The sequence below is a fragment of the Pseudomonas sp. GW823-FHT04A03 genome (assembly GCF_058796615.1).
Window position 1 is genome coordinate 25,800 of the sequence record NZ_JBXAIV010000016.1, and the last position, 14,922, is coordinate 40,721.

At 59.5% G+C, this 14,922-nt stretch carries 14 protein-coding genes; 11 read left to right on the forward strand and 3 right to left on the reverse strand.

Annotation, left to right across the window (positions count from 1 at the left end):
• Positions 1-15: 15 nt before the first annotated feature.
• Positions 16-1,107, reverse strand: coding sequence for a chorismate synthase (gene aroC / locus AC1Q9F_RS26965; RefSeq protein WP_102718276.1), 1,092 nt, complete (start codon positions 1,105-1,107; stop codon positions 16-18).
• Positions 1,108-1,237: 130 nt separating this feature from the next.
• Here aroC and AC1Q9F_RS26970 point away from each other — a divergent pair, with 130 nt between their 5' ends.
• Positions 1,238-2,191: an alpha/beta hydrolase gene (locus AC1Q9F_RS26970; protein WP_492621313.1), complete on the forward strand. Its 954-nt coding sequence runs from the start codon at positions 1,238-1,240 to the stop codon at positions 2,189-2,191.
• 96 nt (positions 2,192-2,287) lie between these two features.
• Complete coding sequence (locus AC1Q9F_RS26975) at positions 2,288-3,079, forward strand: hypothetical protein (RefSeq protein WP_492621314.1); 792 nt, start codon at positions 2,288-2,290, stop codon at positions 3,077-3,079.
• Between the two features lie 42 nt (positions 3,080-3,121).
• Here the strand turns inward: AC1Q9F_RS26975 and prmB are convergent, their stop codons facing one another.
• Positions 3,122-4,030, reverse strand: coding sequence for a 50S ribosomal protein L3 N(5)-glutamine methyltransferase (prmB, locus tag AC1Q9F_RS26980; protein WP_007960007.1), 909 nt, complete (start codon positions 4,028-4,030; stop codon positions 3,122-3,124).
• 239 nt (positions 4,031-4,269) lie between these two features.
• Here prmB and AC1Q9F_RS26985 point away from each other — a divergent pair, with 239 nt between their 5' ends.
• The 5 genes from AC1Q9F_RS26985 to AC1Q9F_RS27005 all read left to right on the forward strand — a co-directional run bounded on the left by AC1Q9F_RS26985 (position 4,270) and on the right by AC1Q9F_RS27005 (position 7,041).
• Positions 4,270-4,860 carry a cysteine hydrolase family protein gene (locus tag AC1Q9F_RS26985; protein ID WP_011333204.1) on the forward strand — a complete coding sequence of 197 codons (591 nt, stop codon included), beginning with the start codon at positions 4,270-4,272 and terminating at the stop codon, positions 4,858-4,860.
• A gap of 131 nt (positions 4,861-4,991) precedes the next feature.
• Positions 4,992-5,312, forward strand: coding sequence for a hypothetical protein (locus AC1Q9F_RS26990; protein ID WP_007960009.1), 321 nt, complete (start codon positions 4,992-4,994; stop codon positions 5,310-5,312).
• A 73-nt stretch (positions 5,313-5,385) separates the two neighbouring features.
• Positions 5,386-5,943 carry a Smr/MutS family protein gene (locus AC1Q9F_RS26995; protein ID WP_492621315.1) on the forward strand — a complete coding sequence of 186 codons (558 nt, stop codon included), beginning with the start codon at positions 5,386-5,388 and terminating at the stop codon, positions 5,941-5,943.
• Positions 5,944-6,020: 77 nt separating this feature from the next.
• Positions 6,021-6,566, forward strand: a complete 546-nt coding sequence (gene folE / locus AC1Q9F_RS27000; RefSeq protein WP_003204506.1) for a GTP cyclohydrolase I FolE — start codon at positions 6,021-6,023, stop codon at positions 6,564-6,566.
• A gap of 103 nt (positions 6,567-6,669) precedes the next feature.
• Positions 6,670-7,041 (forward strand): glutathione S-transferase N-terminal domain-containing protein, encoded by a 372-nt coding sequence (locus tag AC1Q9F_RS27005; RefSeq protein ID WP_134023246.1) that lies wholly within the window; start codon positions 6,670-6,672, stop codon positions 7,039-7,041.
• 31 nt (positions 7,042-7,072) lie between these two features.
• On the opposite strand, the gene AC1Q9F_RS27010 is transcribed toward AC1Q9F_RS27005, so the two are convergent.
• A complete protein-coding gene (locus AC1Q9F_RS27010) occupies positions 7,073-8,239 on the reverse strand; it encodes an aminotransferase-like domain-containing protein (protein ID WP_492621316.1) in 1,167 nt (388 codons plus the stop codon).
• Positions 8,240-8,321: 82 nt separating this feature from the next.
• Between AC1Q9F_RS27010 and AC1Q9F_RS27015 the strand changes: the two genes are divergently transcribed.
• The 4 genes from AC1Q9F_RS27015 (at position 8,322) to AC1Q9F_RS27030 (ending at position 14,911) form a co-directional block, all read left to right on the forward strand.
• A complete protein-coding gene (locus tag AC1Q9F_RS27015; protein WP_492621317.1) occupies positions 8,322-8,765 on the forward strand; it encodes a MarR family winged helix-turn-helix transcriptional regulator in 444 nt (147 codons plus the stop codon).
• 196 nt (positions 8,766-8,961) lie between these two features.
• Positions 8,962-10,311 carry an NCS2 family permease gene (locus AC1Q9F_RS27020; RefSeq protein WP_007960018.1) on the forward strand — a complete coding sequence of 450 codons (1,350 nt, stop codon included), beginning with the start codon at positions 8,962-8,964 and terminating at the stop codon, positions 10,309-10,311.
• A gap of 87 nt (positions 10,312-10,398) precedes the next feature.
• Positions 10,399-11,028: a LysE family translocator gene (locus tag AC1Q9F_RS27025; protein ID WP_007960020.1), complete on the forward strand. Its 630-nt coding sequence runs from the start codon at positions 10,399-10,401 to the stop codon at positions 11,026-11,028.
• Between the two features lie 199 nt (positions 11,029-11,227).
• Positions 11,228-14,911 (forward strand): calcium-binding protein, encoded by a 3,684-nt coding sequence (locus AC1Q9F_RS27030; RefSeq protein WP_492621318.1) that lies wholly within the window; start codon positions 11,228-11,230, stop codon positions 14,909-14,911.
• Positions 14,912-14,922 lie beyond the last annotated feature (11 nt).

Genomic DNA, 14,922 nt, shown 5'->3' on the forward strand with positions numbered 1-14,922 from the left:
CCTTGAGATCACCCATCAAAGCTGACCCAGCACCGGGGTGCTCACGCGCACATCGGCGTTCTGGCCACGGTGACGCAGCAGGTGGTCCATCAGGACGATGGCCATCATCGCCTCGGCAATCGGCGTGGCGCGGATGCCGACGCATGGGTCGTGACGGCCCTTGGTGATCACTTCGACCGGATTGCCGTCGATGTCGATCGAACGCCCCGGAGTGGTGATGCTCGAGGTCGGCTTCAGCGCCAGGTGCGCGACGATCGGCTGACCGGACGAGATCCCGCCGAGAATGCCGCCCGCGTTGTTGCTGAGGAAACCTTCCGGGGTCAGCTCGTCACGGTGTTCGGTGCCGCGCTGGGCGACACAGGCGAAACCGGCGCCGATTTCCACGCCTTTGACCGCGTTGATGCTCATCAGCGCGTGGGCCAGTTCGGCGTCGAGACGATCGAAGATTGGTTCGCCCAGGCCCGGCATCACGCCTTCGGCGACCACGGTGATCTTCGCGCCGACGGAGTCCTGATCGCGACGCAACTGGTCCATGTAGGCTTCCAGCTCCGGCACTTTGTCCGGGTCAGGGCTGAAGAAAGCGTTCTGCTCGACCGACTCCCAGGTCTTGAACGGGATTTCGATCGGGCCGAGCTGGCTCATGTAGCCGCGAATGACGATGCCCTGGCTGGCCAGGTATTTCTTGGCGATGGCGCCGGCCGCGACGCGCATGGCGGTTTCCCGCGCCGAGCTGCGACCGCCGCCGCGATAATCGCGCTCGCCGTATTTGTGGTGGTAGGTGTAGTCGGCGTGGGCCGGGCGGAACAGATCCTTGATCGCCGAGTAGTCCTTGGACTTCTGGTCGGTGTTGCGGATCAGCAGGCCGATGGAGCAGCCGGTGGTGCGGCCCTCGAACACGCCGGAAAGGATTTCGACTTCGTCGGCTTCCTGGCGCTGGGTGGTGTGGCGGCTGGTGCCCGGCTTGCGGCGATCGAGGTCGCGTTGCAGGTCCTCAAGGGAAATCTCCAGGCCCGGCGGGCAGCCGTCGACAATGGCGACCAACGCCGGACCATGGCTTTCGCCCGCGGTGGTGACAGTGAACAGCTTGCCGTAGGTATTGCCGGACATGCAGGACGCTCCGTGAAATCGAACCCAAATTCGTGATGCGCGCCAGTATACGCAGGCTAACCGAGTAGTTCATCCTCGAACCTTAGCGGTGTGGGTGAGTCCAACCGGCACCTTGGCAAATGATGGCGTGATGATGCTGCGAGTTTTGATCTTGAGCCTTTCCCTGTTTACCGGCTTTGTCCAGGCAACTGTCCTGCAACGTCCGGTCACGTTGACGACTGACAATGGCGAACTTTTCGGCTCGCTGTTGCTGCCGAAATCCGACAACCCCGTGCCGGTTGTCCTGATCCTTTCTGGCTCGGGTCCTACGGATCGTGACGGAAACAACCCCGACGGCGGGCGCAATGACAGCCTCAAGCGACTGGCCTGGGTGCTGGCCAAACACAATGTCGCCAGTGTGCGTTTCGACAAGCGCGGCGTGGCCGCCAGCCTGGCGGCAACTCCGGACGAGCGAAACCTGTCGGTGGAAGCCTACGTGGCGGACGCCGTGGCCTGGGGTCAGAAGCTGAAAGCCGATCCGCGCTTCGGCCCGTTGATCCTGCTCGGCCACAGCGAAGGCGCGCTGATTGCCAGCCTGGCCGCTCCAAAGGTCGATGCGGCGGCGGTTATCTCGCTTTCCGGCACGGCCCGACCGATCGATCAGGTGCTGCGTCGGCAACTGGCCCGCAGCCTCCCTCCTCCGCTGATGCTGCGCAGCAACGAATTGCTCGACAGCCTCAAAGCCGGGCATACCGACGACAATGTGCCGGCGCCATTGCAGGTGATTTTCCGTCCGAGCGTGCAGCCGTATCTGATTTCACTGTTCCGTCAGGATCCGGCTTCCGCCTTCGCTCAACTGAAAATGCCGGCGCTGATCGTCCAAGGCAGCAACGACATCCAGGTTCAGGTCGATGATGCGAAATTGCTCAAGGCCGCCAAACCGGACGCGCAACTGGCGCTGATCGAGGGCATGAACCACGTGTTGCGCATCGTGCCCAACGACGTGAAGCGGCAACTGGCCTCCTACAAGGACCCGAATTTGCCCTTGGCGGCTGAACTGGGGACACGTGTCCTTGAATTTATTGACGGACTTCGCACCCGTTAAGCTCTTTTACCCTCCAGTCTTGAAAAAAACGGCCGATAAGCCTTTGTCGCCAGCGTACTGGCTGGCGGCAAGCAGCTTGGACAGGATCTCGCCGTTATGACTGATACCCAGACTTCACCCGACACCACCGCTGAAAAAGACGCACCGCCAGCGGTCGAGCTGCCATGGGCGGATGTCCACGTCGAGCACCACAAGATGCTCCGCCTGGCGCCGTTGCAGACCGACCGCAATACCGGCGGGCGACCACTGCGCTTCGTTGAATTCGGTTACGCCGAGCGCAACGGCAAAGAACACAGCCTGATGCGCATGGTGATCAAGTTGCCCGCGCAGCGCGTGCGTAAAGAGCAGAATCATCTGGACGTGTGGGTCGACCACACGACCAAACGCGTGCATTTCGGCCCGGACAGCGGTTTGCAGATCGAACCGATGAACCGCGGCATCGGCCGTTTCATGGCCGCCCAAGGCATCAACTGGGCGAAAAAGCGCTGGCCCACCTACACCGTCGACGGCATGGACTTGAACAACAAGGACGCGCTGAACGAAGACACTCGCCTGCGCCGCGATCACTTTCTGCGGGTGCATGGCTTTGATGTGGTTTACGCCGACGCCCAGCATTTGAAGGGCAGCGTCAAGGAAGTGCAGGTCGGCGATTTGCTGGGCGACTGGAACAGCGAAAAGCTGCAGATCGTCGAGATTCTCGAAGCTGCGCAGATGTTGCAACAGGCCGAGCAGAATCTGGCCGAGCAGGAAGTGAAGCTGAAGAAGCAGGAAGACAAGGTCAGCAAGTTCAAGCGTGAAGACGCGGGTTTGCGCTTCACCATTACTTGTCTGGTGGCGTTTGCGGTGTTTCAGGCCGGGTTGCTGATCTGGATTGCAACGCACCGCTAAACCAATGACCGTTCCCACCGAGGTGGGAACGATCGGTTCAGGTCAGACGCGGGAAGCGAACAGTGCCTGATGGGCGCGGCACTGTTCGGCGGTCAGCATGAACACGCCATGCCCGCCGCGCTCGAACTCCAGCCAGGCGAAATCGACTTCCGGGTACAGCGCCTCGACGTGGACCTGGCTGTTGCCCACCTCGACAATCAGCAAACCCTTCTCGGTCAGATGGTCCGCCGCTTCGGCGAGCATCCGGCGCACCAGGTTCAAACCGTCGTCGCCGCAGGCCAGGCCCAGTTCCGGCTCGTGCTGGTATTCGTCCGGCATGTCGGCGAAATCTTCCGCATCGACGTAGGGCGGGTTCGACACGATCAGGTCGAAACGTTGACCCGGCAGACCATCAAAACCATCGCCCTGCACAGTGAACACACGCTCATCGACGCCATGACGCTCGATGTTCTGGTTCGCCACTTCCAGCGCTTCGAACGACAGATCCGCCAGCACCACTTCGGCGTTCTGGAACTCGTAGGCGCACGCGATGCCGATGCAGCCGGAACCGGTGCACAGGTCGAGAATCCGCGCAGGTTCGTCGCCGATCCATGGGGCAAAACGGTTTTCGATCAGCTCGCCAATCGGCGAACGCGGGATCAGCACGCGCTCATCGACGATGAACGACATGCCGCAGAACCAGGCCTCGCCCAGCAGGTAAGCGGTCGGAATGCGTTCCTCAATGCGACGCTTGAGCAGGCGCTGAAGATTGACCAGTTCGTCGTCTTCCAGCGCGCAATCCAGATAGCTGTCAGCGATTTCCCAAGGCAGGTGCAAGGCACCGAGCACCAGCTGTCGGGCTTCGTCCCAGGCATTGTCGGTGCCATGGCCGAAAAACAGATCCTCCCCATGGAAGCGGCTGACGGCCCAACGGATGTGGTCGCGCAGGGTACGAAGTCGGGAAGTGATCACGGGGCAGAACTCCAGAAAAAACGACTGGCGATTCTAGCAGCCAAAACGCGCCGCGACGACGCAGGAAAGATTCCGGGGCGACGGTAGGACGCTTCCGATTTTCCCCTCGGCTATTGAACAGATCGTGTAACTTGACAAGGCTGCAGGCCAGCAACGACGGTGTCTACGATGGTAGCGATTCACAGAACCGCTCAGCCAGAGGACAATGTCGCAAAAGCCCCACCCGAAGGAGCCCCAGAATGTCCGTTCCAAAAACGATGTTTCAACTCAGCGGTCGCGGTTACGCAGCGGCCACGTTGAGCCATGCCACCGTGGTCATCATCGATGCCCAGAAAGAGTACCTCAGCGGCCCGCTGGCCCTGAGCGGCATGGACGCGGCTGTCGCGAACATCAAACAACTGGTTGCCGCCGCCCGCGCAGCCGGCCGGCCGATCGTGCATGTGCGCCACCTCGGCACCGTCGGCGGCCTGTTCGACCCGCAGGGCGAACGCGGCGAGTTCATCCCCGGCCTGGAACCCCAGGGCGATGAAACCATCATCGGCAAACTGCTGCCGAGCGCCTTCCACGGCACCGAACTCTACGATCGTCTGCAAACCATCGGTTCGCTGGACCTGATCGTCTGCGGTTTCATGAGTCACTCCAGCGTCAGCACCACCGTGCGCGCGGCGAAGAACCTGGGTTTCCGCTGCACCCTGGTCGAAGACGCCTGCGCCACCCGCGATCTGCCGTTCAAGGGCCGCGTGCTCAGCGCCGAACAGGTGCAGGAAGCGGAAATGGCGATCATGGCCGACAACTTCGCCACCCTCGCGCTGACCCAAGACCTGATCTGATCGACCGTAAATGAGCGGCTCAACCCGCCGCTCATCTGCAAAAACCTCGCATTTGCTTCAATTACCCTAGCCTCAGGAACAACCCGGTCAACTCCCGGTCGAAGGGCCGATACCCATTGAGGAAGGTCGGAATGAAGTTATCCGATGGATTTGACGCACGCCGCTTGCGGCCCAAAGGCCAAAGCAACTGGCGATTTCGATTCGGCGCGGCGATCGCGGCCATTCTGGCCACGTTCGGCGTGCTGCTGGCGATGGCCGGGGCCGCCAGCCTGCTGGGGCGCCCGCCGGCACTCGGCGACCTGAACGCAACACCGCTTGGCTCGGCGATCATTCTGGCAGTCGGCCTGTTGTTCCTGTATTTCGGCGTGGCCCTGTGGCGTCGTTGCCGGCGTCGCGCACGGCAATCACGGGAGCTGAATATGTCCCCGCACCTGATGAAAAAACACGATTGATCGACGGCCTGGCTTTTTGCCGGGCCGTTTTGTGTCTGTTTGGGTAAACTGGCCGCCCTTCGCGGAGGCTGACATGCAAGACGACGATTTTTCCCTGTTCAAAAGTGCGATCCAAGGCGTCAAGCCGATCAAGCACGACCGCGCCGACACCGGCAAACCCAAGGCTGACCGTGACCGGATCGCCAAGCTGCGCCAGTCCGCCACCGTGCGCACCGATACCACTACCGTTGACGGCCTGTCCGATCAGTTCGTGATCGACGTCGGTCCCGAAGACGAGTTGATGTGGGCCCGCGACGGGGTGCAGGAAAGTCAGATGCGCAAGCTCAAGGTCGGGCAGATCCCGTTCGAAGGCAGCCTCGACCTGCACGGCATGAGTGTGGAAAAGGCTCGCGAAACCCTCTGGGCGTTTCTCGCCGAGGCTACCAAATTCGAAATCCGCTGCGTGCGCGTCACCCACGGCAAGGCCGTGCGTCTGGACGGCAAGCGGCCGATGATCAAAAGCCACGTCAACACCTGGCTGCGCCAGCATCCGCAAGTGCTCGGCTTCACGTCCTGCCAGGCGAAACATGGCGGCGCTGGCGCCGTGTATGTGATGCTCAAACGCACCATGATGGAAGGCCGCGACGAATAATCCCGTCACACCGAACTTGCAGGGTCGTGTCCGCCACCGTACCCTTGCCCTTTGCGAAAATCCCCACAGGTAGTTTCATGTCCCTGGAACAGAATTACACCGCGATTCTCGGCCAACTGGGCGAGGACGTCTCCCGCGAGGGCCTGCTCGACACGCCAAAGCGTGCCGCCAAAGCCATGCAGTACCTCTGCCGCGGTTATGAACAGACGCTCGAAGAGGTCACCAATGGTGCCCTGTTCAGCTCCGACAACAGCGAAATGGTGCTGGTCAAGGACATCGAGCTGTACTCGTTGTGCGAACACCACCTGCTGCCGTTCATCGGCAAGGCCCACGTCGCGTATATCCCGAGCGGCAAAGTGCTGGGCCTGTCGAAGGTCGCGCGGATCGTCGACATGTACGCCCGCCGCCTGCAGATCCAGGAAAACCTCAGCCGCCAGATCGCCGATGCGGTCCAGCAGGTCACCGGCGCGCTGGGCGTGGCCGTGGTGATCGAGGCCAAGCACATGTGCATGATGATGCGCGGTGTGGAGAAACAGAATTCGTCGATGATCACCTCGGTGATGCTCGGTGAGTTCCGCGAAAACGCGGCGACCCGCAGCGAGTTTCTCAGCCTGATCAAGTAATGCGTGACACAAAAAAAAACCGGCGTTGATCGCCGGTTTTTTTCGCCCGTGAAAAATCGGGTAAGCTGCGCGCCTTCTTCAATGTCCCTGTGAGGCTTGTAACGTGTTCGTCAAAGCGCTTCGTGTCGGCCTCGGCCAACTGATCATCTTCGTTGATTTCCTGACCCGCCCGGGCAAGAAACAGCGCCCCGCCGCTGCCCAGGCTCAGGTTGACGCCGCCGCCAGGGACCTGACCCTGTATCAGTTCCACGCCTGCCCGTTCTGCGTGAAGACCCGCCGCAGCCTGCGTCGCCTGAACGTTCCGGTGGCCCTGAAGGATGCGAAAAACAACGAGCAGGATCGTCAGACCCTGCTGGAACAGGGTGGCAAGATCAAGGTGCCGTGCCTGCGCATCGAAGAGAACGGCCAGACCACCTGGATGTACGAGTCCAACACGATCATCGAATATCTGAACAAGCGGTTCGCCGCAGTCTGAATCAAAAAAACCGGCCTGATGGCCGGTTTTTTTATGCCGCCTGCGCGGCCTGGGCCTGGCGTACCACTGTCGCCAGACGCTTGAGCCCTTCGTCCAGTCGCGCCGGATCGATGTGACTGAAGTTCAGGCGCAGATGACCGGGATTGCGGTCCGGCTCGGGGAAGAACGGTTCGCCCGGCATAAACGCCACATCGTTGGCCAGCGCGGTGTTCAGCAACGTACGCGTGTCCAGCGGTTGCTTCAGGGTCAGCCAGAAAAACAGCCCGCCCTGCGGCGTGTTCCAGTCCGCCAGATCGGCGAAATGGGTTTCCAGCGCCGCTTGAAAGGCATCGCGGCGCTGCCGGTAGAAGCCGCGCAATTCACTCAAGTGCTGCTGATATTTCTCACTGCCAACCCACTGCAATGCCTGCCACTGACCGATGCGGTTGGTGTGCAGATCCGCCGACTGCTTGAGTTTGAGCAGATGCGGAAACAGATCAGGGCTGGCGATCAGGTAGCCGACGCGCAGGCCCGGCAACAGGGTTTTCGACACGGTGCCGGTGTAGATCCAGCTGGATTTCTTCAGGCGTCCGGCAATCGGCTGGGCGCTGCCGCCGTCGAAGGTCAGCTCGCGATAGGGTTCGTCTTCGATCAGGGTCACGCCGAATTCGTCGAGCAATGTCGCAACGGCTTCGCGCTTGGCTTCGCTATAGCGCACGGCAGACGGGTTCTGGAAGGTCGGAATCAAATAGATGAACGCCGGGCGATGCTGTTCCAGGCGTTGACGCAACTGCGCGAGGTTCGGGCCGTCAGCTTCCAGCGGCACAGTCAGGCAATCGGCGCCGAACAGCTGGAAGATCTGCAAGGCCGCAAGATAAGTCGGCGCTTCGAGCAGAATTTCGGTGCCCTTGTCGATGTACAGCTTCGCCGCCAGGTCGAGGGTTTGCTGGGAGCCACTGACCACCAGCACCTGACTCGCCTCACACGGCAAACCCAGCGCCCTCGCCTCTGCTGCCAGTGCTTCGCGCAGTGCCGGCTCGCCTTCACTCATGCCGTACTGGCCGAGAGACAGCGGCATGTCGGCCCACTCGACCTTCGGCAGCATCGCTTCAGCCGGCAAACCGCCAGCGAAAGACATGACCTCCGGGCGCTGGGCCGCGGCAAGGATTTCACGGATCAGAGAACTTTTGAGGCGCGAGACACGTTCGGAAAAAGCCATGGAAGTCACCGCTAGCGAGGCATGGGAAAAATGAGTCAAACTTGTTGACTGAAATTACGACACCCTCCCTGGAAACGTCAATATGCTTGACCTTAAAAACTGCGCCAGCCAGCAACAAGCCATGGAAGCGTTTTTCTTCGGTTACCAGGCGTTCACCGCCAAGGCCGATGAAATGCTCGAGCGTCGCGGCTTGTCCCGAGTGCATCAACGCATCGTGTTTTTCATCGCCCGCTACCCGAACCTGAGCGTCAAGGAATTGCTCGCGCTGCTCGGCGTCAGCAAGCAAGCGCTGAACATGCCGTTGCGGCAATTGCAGGAAATGCATCTGGTGGACAGCGTGGCGTCCGAGACTGACAAGCGCAAACGCCTGCTGGAGCTGACCGTTGAAGGCGCGAAATTTGAACAGGCGCTGCGTCGTGAACAGGTGAAATTGCTTGAGCGCGTCTTTGCCGAAGCCGGCGAAACGGCGGTCAACGGCTGGCTGGCGGTGAATCTTGCACTGGGAGAACATAGTCCGAACGAGTGATATAGCTTGATCGCCAGTATTTTCGTCTACAAAACCAAAAACAATATTTGCTTTATTTGTACACAAAAGCATAATCCACAGCGTGCGAGTTCCTGACCGCATGGTCAACAAATTCGCGTATGCCTCAAAGGACTGCTGCCACCCCTCATGGGTCCGGTCCTGGAAATAACAATAAAACTCTTGAGGAGTACTCGCTGTGGAAAGCCGCAAATCCGAAGCATCGACGCTGGAACTCTCGCCGCCGTTACGCAATGGCCTGCTGGAGCGCATCTTTAAACTCAGCTTGCATGGCACCACGGTGAAGACCGAGCTGATTGCCGGTCTGACAACCTTCATCACCATGGCCTACATCATTTTCGTCAACCCGAACATCATGGCCGATGCCGGGATCGATCACGGTGCAGCCTTCGTCGCTACCTGTATCGCCGCCGCGCTGGGCTGCCTGCTGATGGGCCTCTACGCCAACTGGCCGGTGGGCCTGGCGCCGGGCATGGGCCTCAACGCATTCTTCACCTACACCGTGGTCGGCACCATGGGCTACAACTGGGAAACCGCGCTCGGTGCGGTGTTCGTCTCGGGCGTGCTGTTCATGATCCTGACCTTTTCGCGGATTCGCGAATGGCTGCTCAACAGCATTCCGGTCAGCCTGCGCTATGCGATGGGCGCCGGTGTGGGTCTGTTCCTCGGGCTGATCGGCCTGAAAACCGCCGGCATCGTCGTCGATAGCCCGGCCACTTTGATCAAGCTCGGCTCGCTGCGTGAACCCGGCCCACTGCTTGCCGCTATCTGCTTCCTGATGATCGCGATCCTCAGCTACCACAAAGTGTTCGGCGCGATCCTCATCAGCATCATCACCGTGACCCTGGCCGGCTGGGGGATTGGTCTGGTGCACTACGAGGGCATCATGTCCGCCCCGCCAAGCCTGGCGCCGACCTTCATGGCCATGAACGTCGCCGGCGTGTTCAACGTCAGCATGATCAGCGTGGTCCTGGCCTTCCTCTTCGTGCACATGTTCGACACCGCCGGCACCCTGATGGGTGTTGCCCAGCGCGCCAACCTGGTGAACGCTGACGGGCGCATCGAAAACCTCTCCCGCGCCATGAAAGCCGACTCCGCCTCCAGCGTTTTCGGCGCGGTCGTCGGCGTTCCGCCGGTCACCAGCTACGTGGAAAGTGCCGCCGGTGTAGCGGCTGGTGGTCGGACTGGTCTTACCGCAGTCACCGTGGGTGTGCTATTTATAGCCGCGATGTTCTTTGCACCGCTGGCCGGCATGATTCCCGCCTATGCCACCGCTGGCGCGCTGATTTACGTAGCGATGCTGATGATGGGCGGCATGGCGCACATCGAATGGGACGAAGCGACCGACAGTATTCCGGCGATCGTCACCGCGATCATGATGCCGCTGACCTTCTCGGTCGCCGACGGTATCGCGCTGGGCTTCATTACCTATGTCGCGCTGAAGGCCGGCACCGGTAAATACAAAGAGATCTCCGTCAGCCTGTGGGTGCTCTGCGCGATCTTCATCGCCAAGTTCATCTTCCTGTAAGCGCTACGCGGTTCACGCTTCAAAACAGCCTCACCCCACCGGGTGGGGCTTTTGCACATTCTTGATAACGATAAAAAGGAGCAAGTGATGAGTCTGGAAACCTGGCTGCTGTTCAGCGGCGCTGCGCTGGTGGTGATCCTGATTCCGGGGCCGCTGTCGTTGCTGATGATCAGCAACAGTCTGAATTACGGTCTGCGTCGTTCGTACCCGGCGTTTCTCGGTGGCGTGTTCGCCTCGATCTGCCTGCTCAGTGCCTCGGCTCTGGGGCTGGGCGCCCTGCTGCTGGCGTCCGAAAAACTGTTCAGCGCCCTGAAAATCGTCGGTGCGATCTACCTGTTTTACCTCGCTTGGCAGAGCTGGCAGCAATCGCGTCAGCCGTCGGTGGGTGCCGAAGTGCCTCAGGCTGCACCGGTTCCTAAGTTCCGCGCATTGTTCAGCCGGGCCTTCGTGCTGGGCGCGAGCAATCCGAAAGACATTTTGTTTTTCGCCGCGTTTCTGCCGCAATTTCTCAGCGCCGAGCAACCGTTCCTGCCGCAACTGCTGGTGATGATCGCCACCTGGACGCTGCTCGATCTGCTGTGCAAATTGACCTACGGCCTCGGTGCCCACGGCGCCGCGCGTTACCTGCGCAGCGGCAAGGGTCAGAGCTGGTTCAACCGAATCAGCGCCGGACTGTTCGGCGGTGCCGGTGCAGCGTCGCTGCTCAGCGGGCACTGATATCTGCAGACCATGTTCTGAGCTTCAGAAATTTCAAATCCGGCTGCCAGTTTCGACACTCAATTCATGCATCGAAACTGGCAGCAACTTCCGCTTCCAAAACGCAACACAACGCAACACCCCGCCAATGTACTTCGTTTGAACCCTTTTCCTAAGATGACGGCGCAGCACAACCTCATCTCAGAACAAGGATGTTCAAATGGCCACGCTTATTCACCCGTCCTCGATCGAATATAACGACGCAGACATTGCCGACATGCAACTTGTCGCCAATGAACGGCAACCTTCAACGATCGACTATGACGACGACAATTCCCGCCCGCCCTCTCCTGCGCTCAAAAACAAAAGAGCGCAGCTTAAAACCGTGGATCAAGTCTTCGGCCCGCTGCAGTTAGGCGAATATTCCATTACCCGTAGAGCGCTGAACACATTGGGCGCCACGGTCGACGGGCAACCCCTGAATGGCAAGAACACGTTTTTCCGCACACCGGGAAAGCGCTTTATCAACGCACTGCAATTTGACCCGGTCGCCATTGAAGCGCGGATGCAAACAACCACCGGCGCAGACGACTATCTACTTCCCGCCCTGCTCTTCGAACTCGCCAGCCGCCGTCCGCTGACCGCGCCCCCCTTGTTGATTGACCCTCTCGATGCCCACACCGATCCGGGCGCTTATCAGGCCAAGCTGAAACAGCTTCTGAATTCGGCGCAGAAACTCGACATCCGCCATGCTCATATCGAGGAGCCACTTCCGAACTGGGTCAAACGCTCCACCACCCGAAGCATGGCCAGCACCGGTATCGGACTTCAGGCGTTCGGTATCTACAGTGGTCTGCGCGGCCTGCAGGATGCAATAAGAGACAAGGATTCGTATGGCATCGTCTTCAACAGTTCGGCGTTCACCGCCGATGTCGCTTCGATAGCGATCGATCTGGCCGTCGCCCGCAAAGCCACGCAAATGCTCAAAGCCAGCGAGAGTGCCTACAAGGGTTTCGCCAAAACCAGTTTCGCCCTCAAGTTGGGTCGCGGCGGCGGTTTGATCGGCGGTGCCCTGACGCTGCCGTTCGATATCATTTCTGCAGTGGATGGTTTCAAGGCAGCAGCCAGAACAACCGGAAAAGAGTCCATCAATCACTATGTGAACGCCGGGTTGAGTGTCACCAGCGCGACCATGACCGTGCTGCTCGGTGCTGCAGCCCTTGCCGGATTTTCTTCAGCCGGTCCGATCGGGCTGGTCGCTGGTTTACTGCTGGTCGCGGGGTCCCGAGTCTGGGCAGCGATCAATGTGGTCGATGACATTGACGATTACATCACGCTGACCACCGAAGAGCGTCTGCGTACCGGCTGGTTCGCCTTCTGGGGCATCAGCCCGGATGAAAGCATTGAAGATCGTCACCTCATTGCCAGATCGGCTGCCCGACATTCACAACAACTTCAAACCACCGCCCGAAAGTTGCTGGACGAAACGCTGAAAGATCAGACCGAAGCCATCATCAATGGCAGTTTCCAGGTGGATATCGAATCACTCCAGGTCGCGACTTATGAGTGGACTCCGAAAAACCCGAAGTACAAAACCATCAAGCGTCCACGAATCAGCGATAACAACGACAACATCGACGCACATGCAGGCGTCACCCAAGACACACCCTGGGCAGTGTTTGGAACTTCTGCCGACGACAAAGACATCCTATGGTTTATCGGTGGCGGTAACGACACGATTCTGGGGGTAAAGAAAAAACCGAACAGGTTCTATTACGCCGACGGCCATAAATCCCTGAGCGGTGGCGAGAAACCCGATGAGTTCATCTTCGAGGGAGCTGCCGACCTGCTGAAAACAGGCACGCAAGGAACACTGATTTGCGAACTGCAAGGTGACGCGGGTAACGACACGCTGAAACTGGCCGGGCACTTTGCGCAAACCAACGAAGATCGTTACGGTTTCCGAGTTGATTTGCAAAAGGGCGAGATGTCGCTGCTGGTCAAGCCCGTCACGCCAAAAGAGCAGGCCTATCAACTTCACAGCCATCTGCAGAGCATCGAAAACGTCGAGACGCTGGCCGGTGCGACCAATGAAGTGGTTGGTAGCGAGGGGCCGAATATCATCAAGTCCCGTGGTCGCGACAACATTGATGCCGGCCCCGGAGAAGATCAGGTTTATTTACTCGGCAGTTACGCATCGGCCAATGGCGGTGAAGGAAAGGACGCCTACGCTGTCGCTCATGTCCCCGGCACCGTATCGATTATTGAAGACGGCGCAGATGAAAGCATCATCGCGCTGGACTGGCGCTCCGACCTGATCGAAAGCTGGAAGATTGAAAACAGGGAACTGGTCATCACGTCGGGATTCGAACTCGACGACACCAGCAAGAAAGTTGTCCGGATCAAGAATGTTTATCAGCAAACTGCAGACTGCCGAGCGTTACTGAACGGAAAGCTGACATTCATCACCCAGGATGGGTTTCATCTTGCGCCAGATCTTCCGGCCCTTATCGAAACACCGCAGACAGTCGACATCGAGGTGGTGATCCTGCGGCAGGGAACCCGTTATCTGCCGGCCATTGTATTTGATACAGAGTGCGCCATTCCTCACGGCAAGAGCTCGAGCTATTGGGTGTCGCGCAACAAGAGCCAGACCGTTTTCCGGGTAAAGGAAGCCGGCAGGGAAAGTGCCACCTCACTGCACGCCGATTTTGCCAGTAGCGAACTGACTCGCGTCGATGCTCATTACAACGCCGACCTCATATACGGAACGCACTTCAACTACATCATGTACAAGGAATGTGGAATCACCCTGCATTTCGGCAGCAACCAGATATCGATCAAGAATTTCGCCGGCTCTCGCACCACCGGCATGCGCAATCTCAAACCCCGCCTGAAAGCCCCCGAACTGGCAATCAATCACCCGTTCACCCTGACCTTGAACGACGGCGTGTCATACCGGCTCGGCCTGCCTCCCGCCTCCGACAGACTGTTTTTCAACGACACGTTTGAAATCAACGGCCCCATGCAATGGAGCAGCGCAATCCCCCTGCCCCTCCCACGCCGCCAGGGAAGCCACGCCTACCTGAGGCCGCTCGACAACGAAACCCATGCGCTGGGTGGCCAGGACAAGTGCGTCAAGCTCCACGCGGCCACTGTGCAGACTGCCGTGGAAAGCCTCACCGGTGAAGGTTCGAAGTACCTCGTACATCTCAGTCCCGGTATGTCGTTGCGCATTTCCACGCCAGGCGCCTTGGCGACCGCGAGCCAACAGCTGGCCTATTCCTCGACGTGGGAATTCGACGCCTCCAGTCTGGGCGAGGTCGAGATCAGGCTCATCGACAACCAGTTGCAGATCGGGCAGACGATCATTTACTTGCCGCAATACCAGAACACAGGCGACCTGATCGACCAGGTTCGCGTGATAACCACAGAGGGCATTGTCTGGGCGGTCGACCTGATTTTCGAGGCGGTCTATATCGAAGCGATAGACGCACGGTTCCTGGTACCGGCAACCGACGTTTCGACCCCCTTGCCTGCCGGGCTGAAGCAGCATCCGGAAGACCACATACTTGTACGCAACATGGTCATGAAAGATGGCAGCCTCGGTGCACTGCTGTATCACCTGACACAGCGCAAATGGATGCTCGACACAGACAAGTCCCGCACCATTGCCCCCCGGGATCTGCAGACAACCAATCACTGTACCCACCAACTGAAACTGTTCGAAGAGGTGGCACAGATCGGCCTCGCTTACTCTCCTCCACTTGGCGAGCAAGCCTTGAGAGTCCTGCGCGAACAATGCGTCAAACTGATGGGCGATCTCTCGCTGGACTACCCGGCGAAACTGGAAAAGGCGAAACACCTCGCCTGGCTTTTATCCGGACAAACGCACTACAACTGACGCCCTCGGGA

Bases quoted from the DNA above. Each gene is read 5' to 3' on its own strand.
- aroC (WP_102718276.1), bottom strand. From the start codon at position 1,107: ATGTCCGGCAATACCTACGGCAAGCTGTTCACTGTCACCACCGCGGGC.
- AC1Q9F_RS26970 (WP_492621313.1), top strand. From the start codon at position 1,238: ATGATGCTGCGAGTTTTGATCTTGAGCCTTTCCCTGTTTACCGGCTTT.
- AC1Q9F_RS26975 (WP_492621314.1), top strand. From the start codon at position 2,288: ATGACTGATACCCAGACTTCACCCGACACCACCGCTGAAAAAGACGCA.
- AC1Q9F_RS26985 (WP_011333204.1), top strand. From the start codon at position 4,270: ATGTCCGTTCCAAAAACGATGTTTCAACTCAGCGGTCGCGGTTACGCA.
- AC1Q9F_RS26990 (WP_007960009.1), top strand. From the start codon at position 4,992: ATGAAGTTATCCGATGGATTTGACGCACGCCGCTTGCGGCCCAAAGGC.
- AC1Q9F_RS26995 (WP_492621315.1), top strand. From the start codon at position 5,386: ATGCAAGACGACGATTTTTCCCTGTTCAAAAGTGCGATCCAAGGCGTC.
- folE (WP_003204506.1), top strand. From the start codon at position 6,021: ATGTCCCTGGAACAGAATTACACCGCGATTCTCGGCCAACTGGGCGAG.
- AC1Q9F_RS27010 (WP_492621316.1), bottom strand. From the start codon at position 8,239: ATGGCTTTTTCCGAACGTGTCTCGCGCCTCAAAAGTTCTCTGATCCGT.
- AC1Q9F_RS27015 (WP_492621317.1), top strand. From the start codon at position 8,322: ATGCTTGACCTTAAAAACTGCGCCAGCCAGCAACAAGCCATGGAAGCG.
- AC1Q9F_RS27025 (WP_007960020.1), top strand. From the start codon at position 10,399: ATGAGTCTGGAAACCTGGCTGCTGTTCAGCGGCGCTGCGCTGGTGGTG.
- AC1Q9F_RS27030 (WP_492621318.1), top strand. From the start codon at position 11,228: ATGGCCACGCTTATTCACCCGTCCTCGATCGAATATAACGACGCAGAC.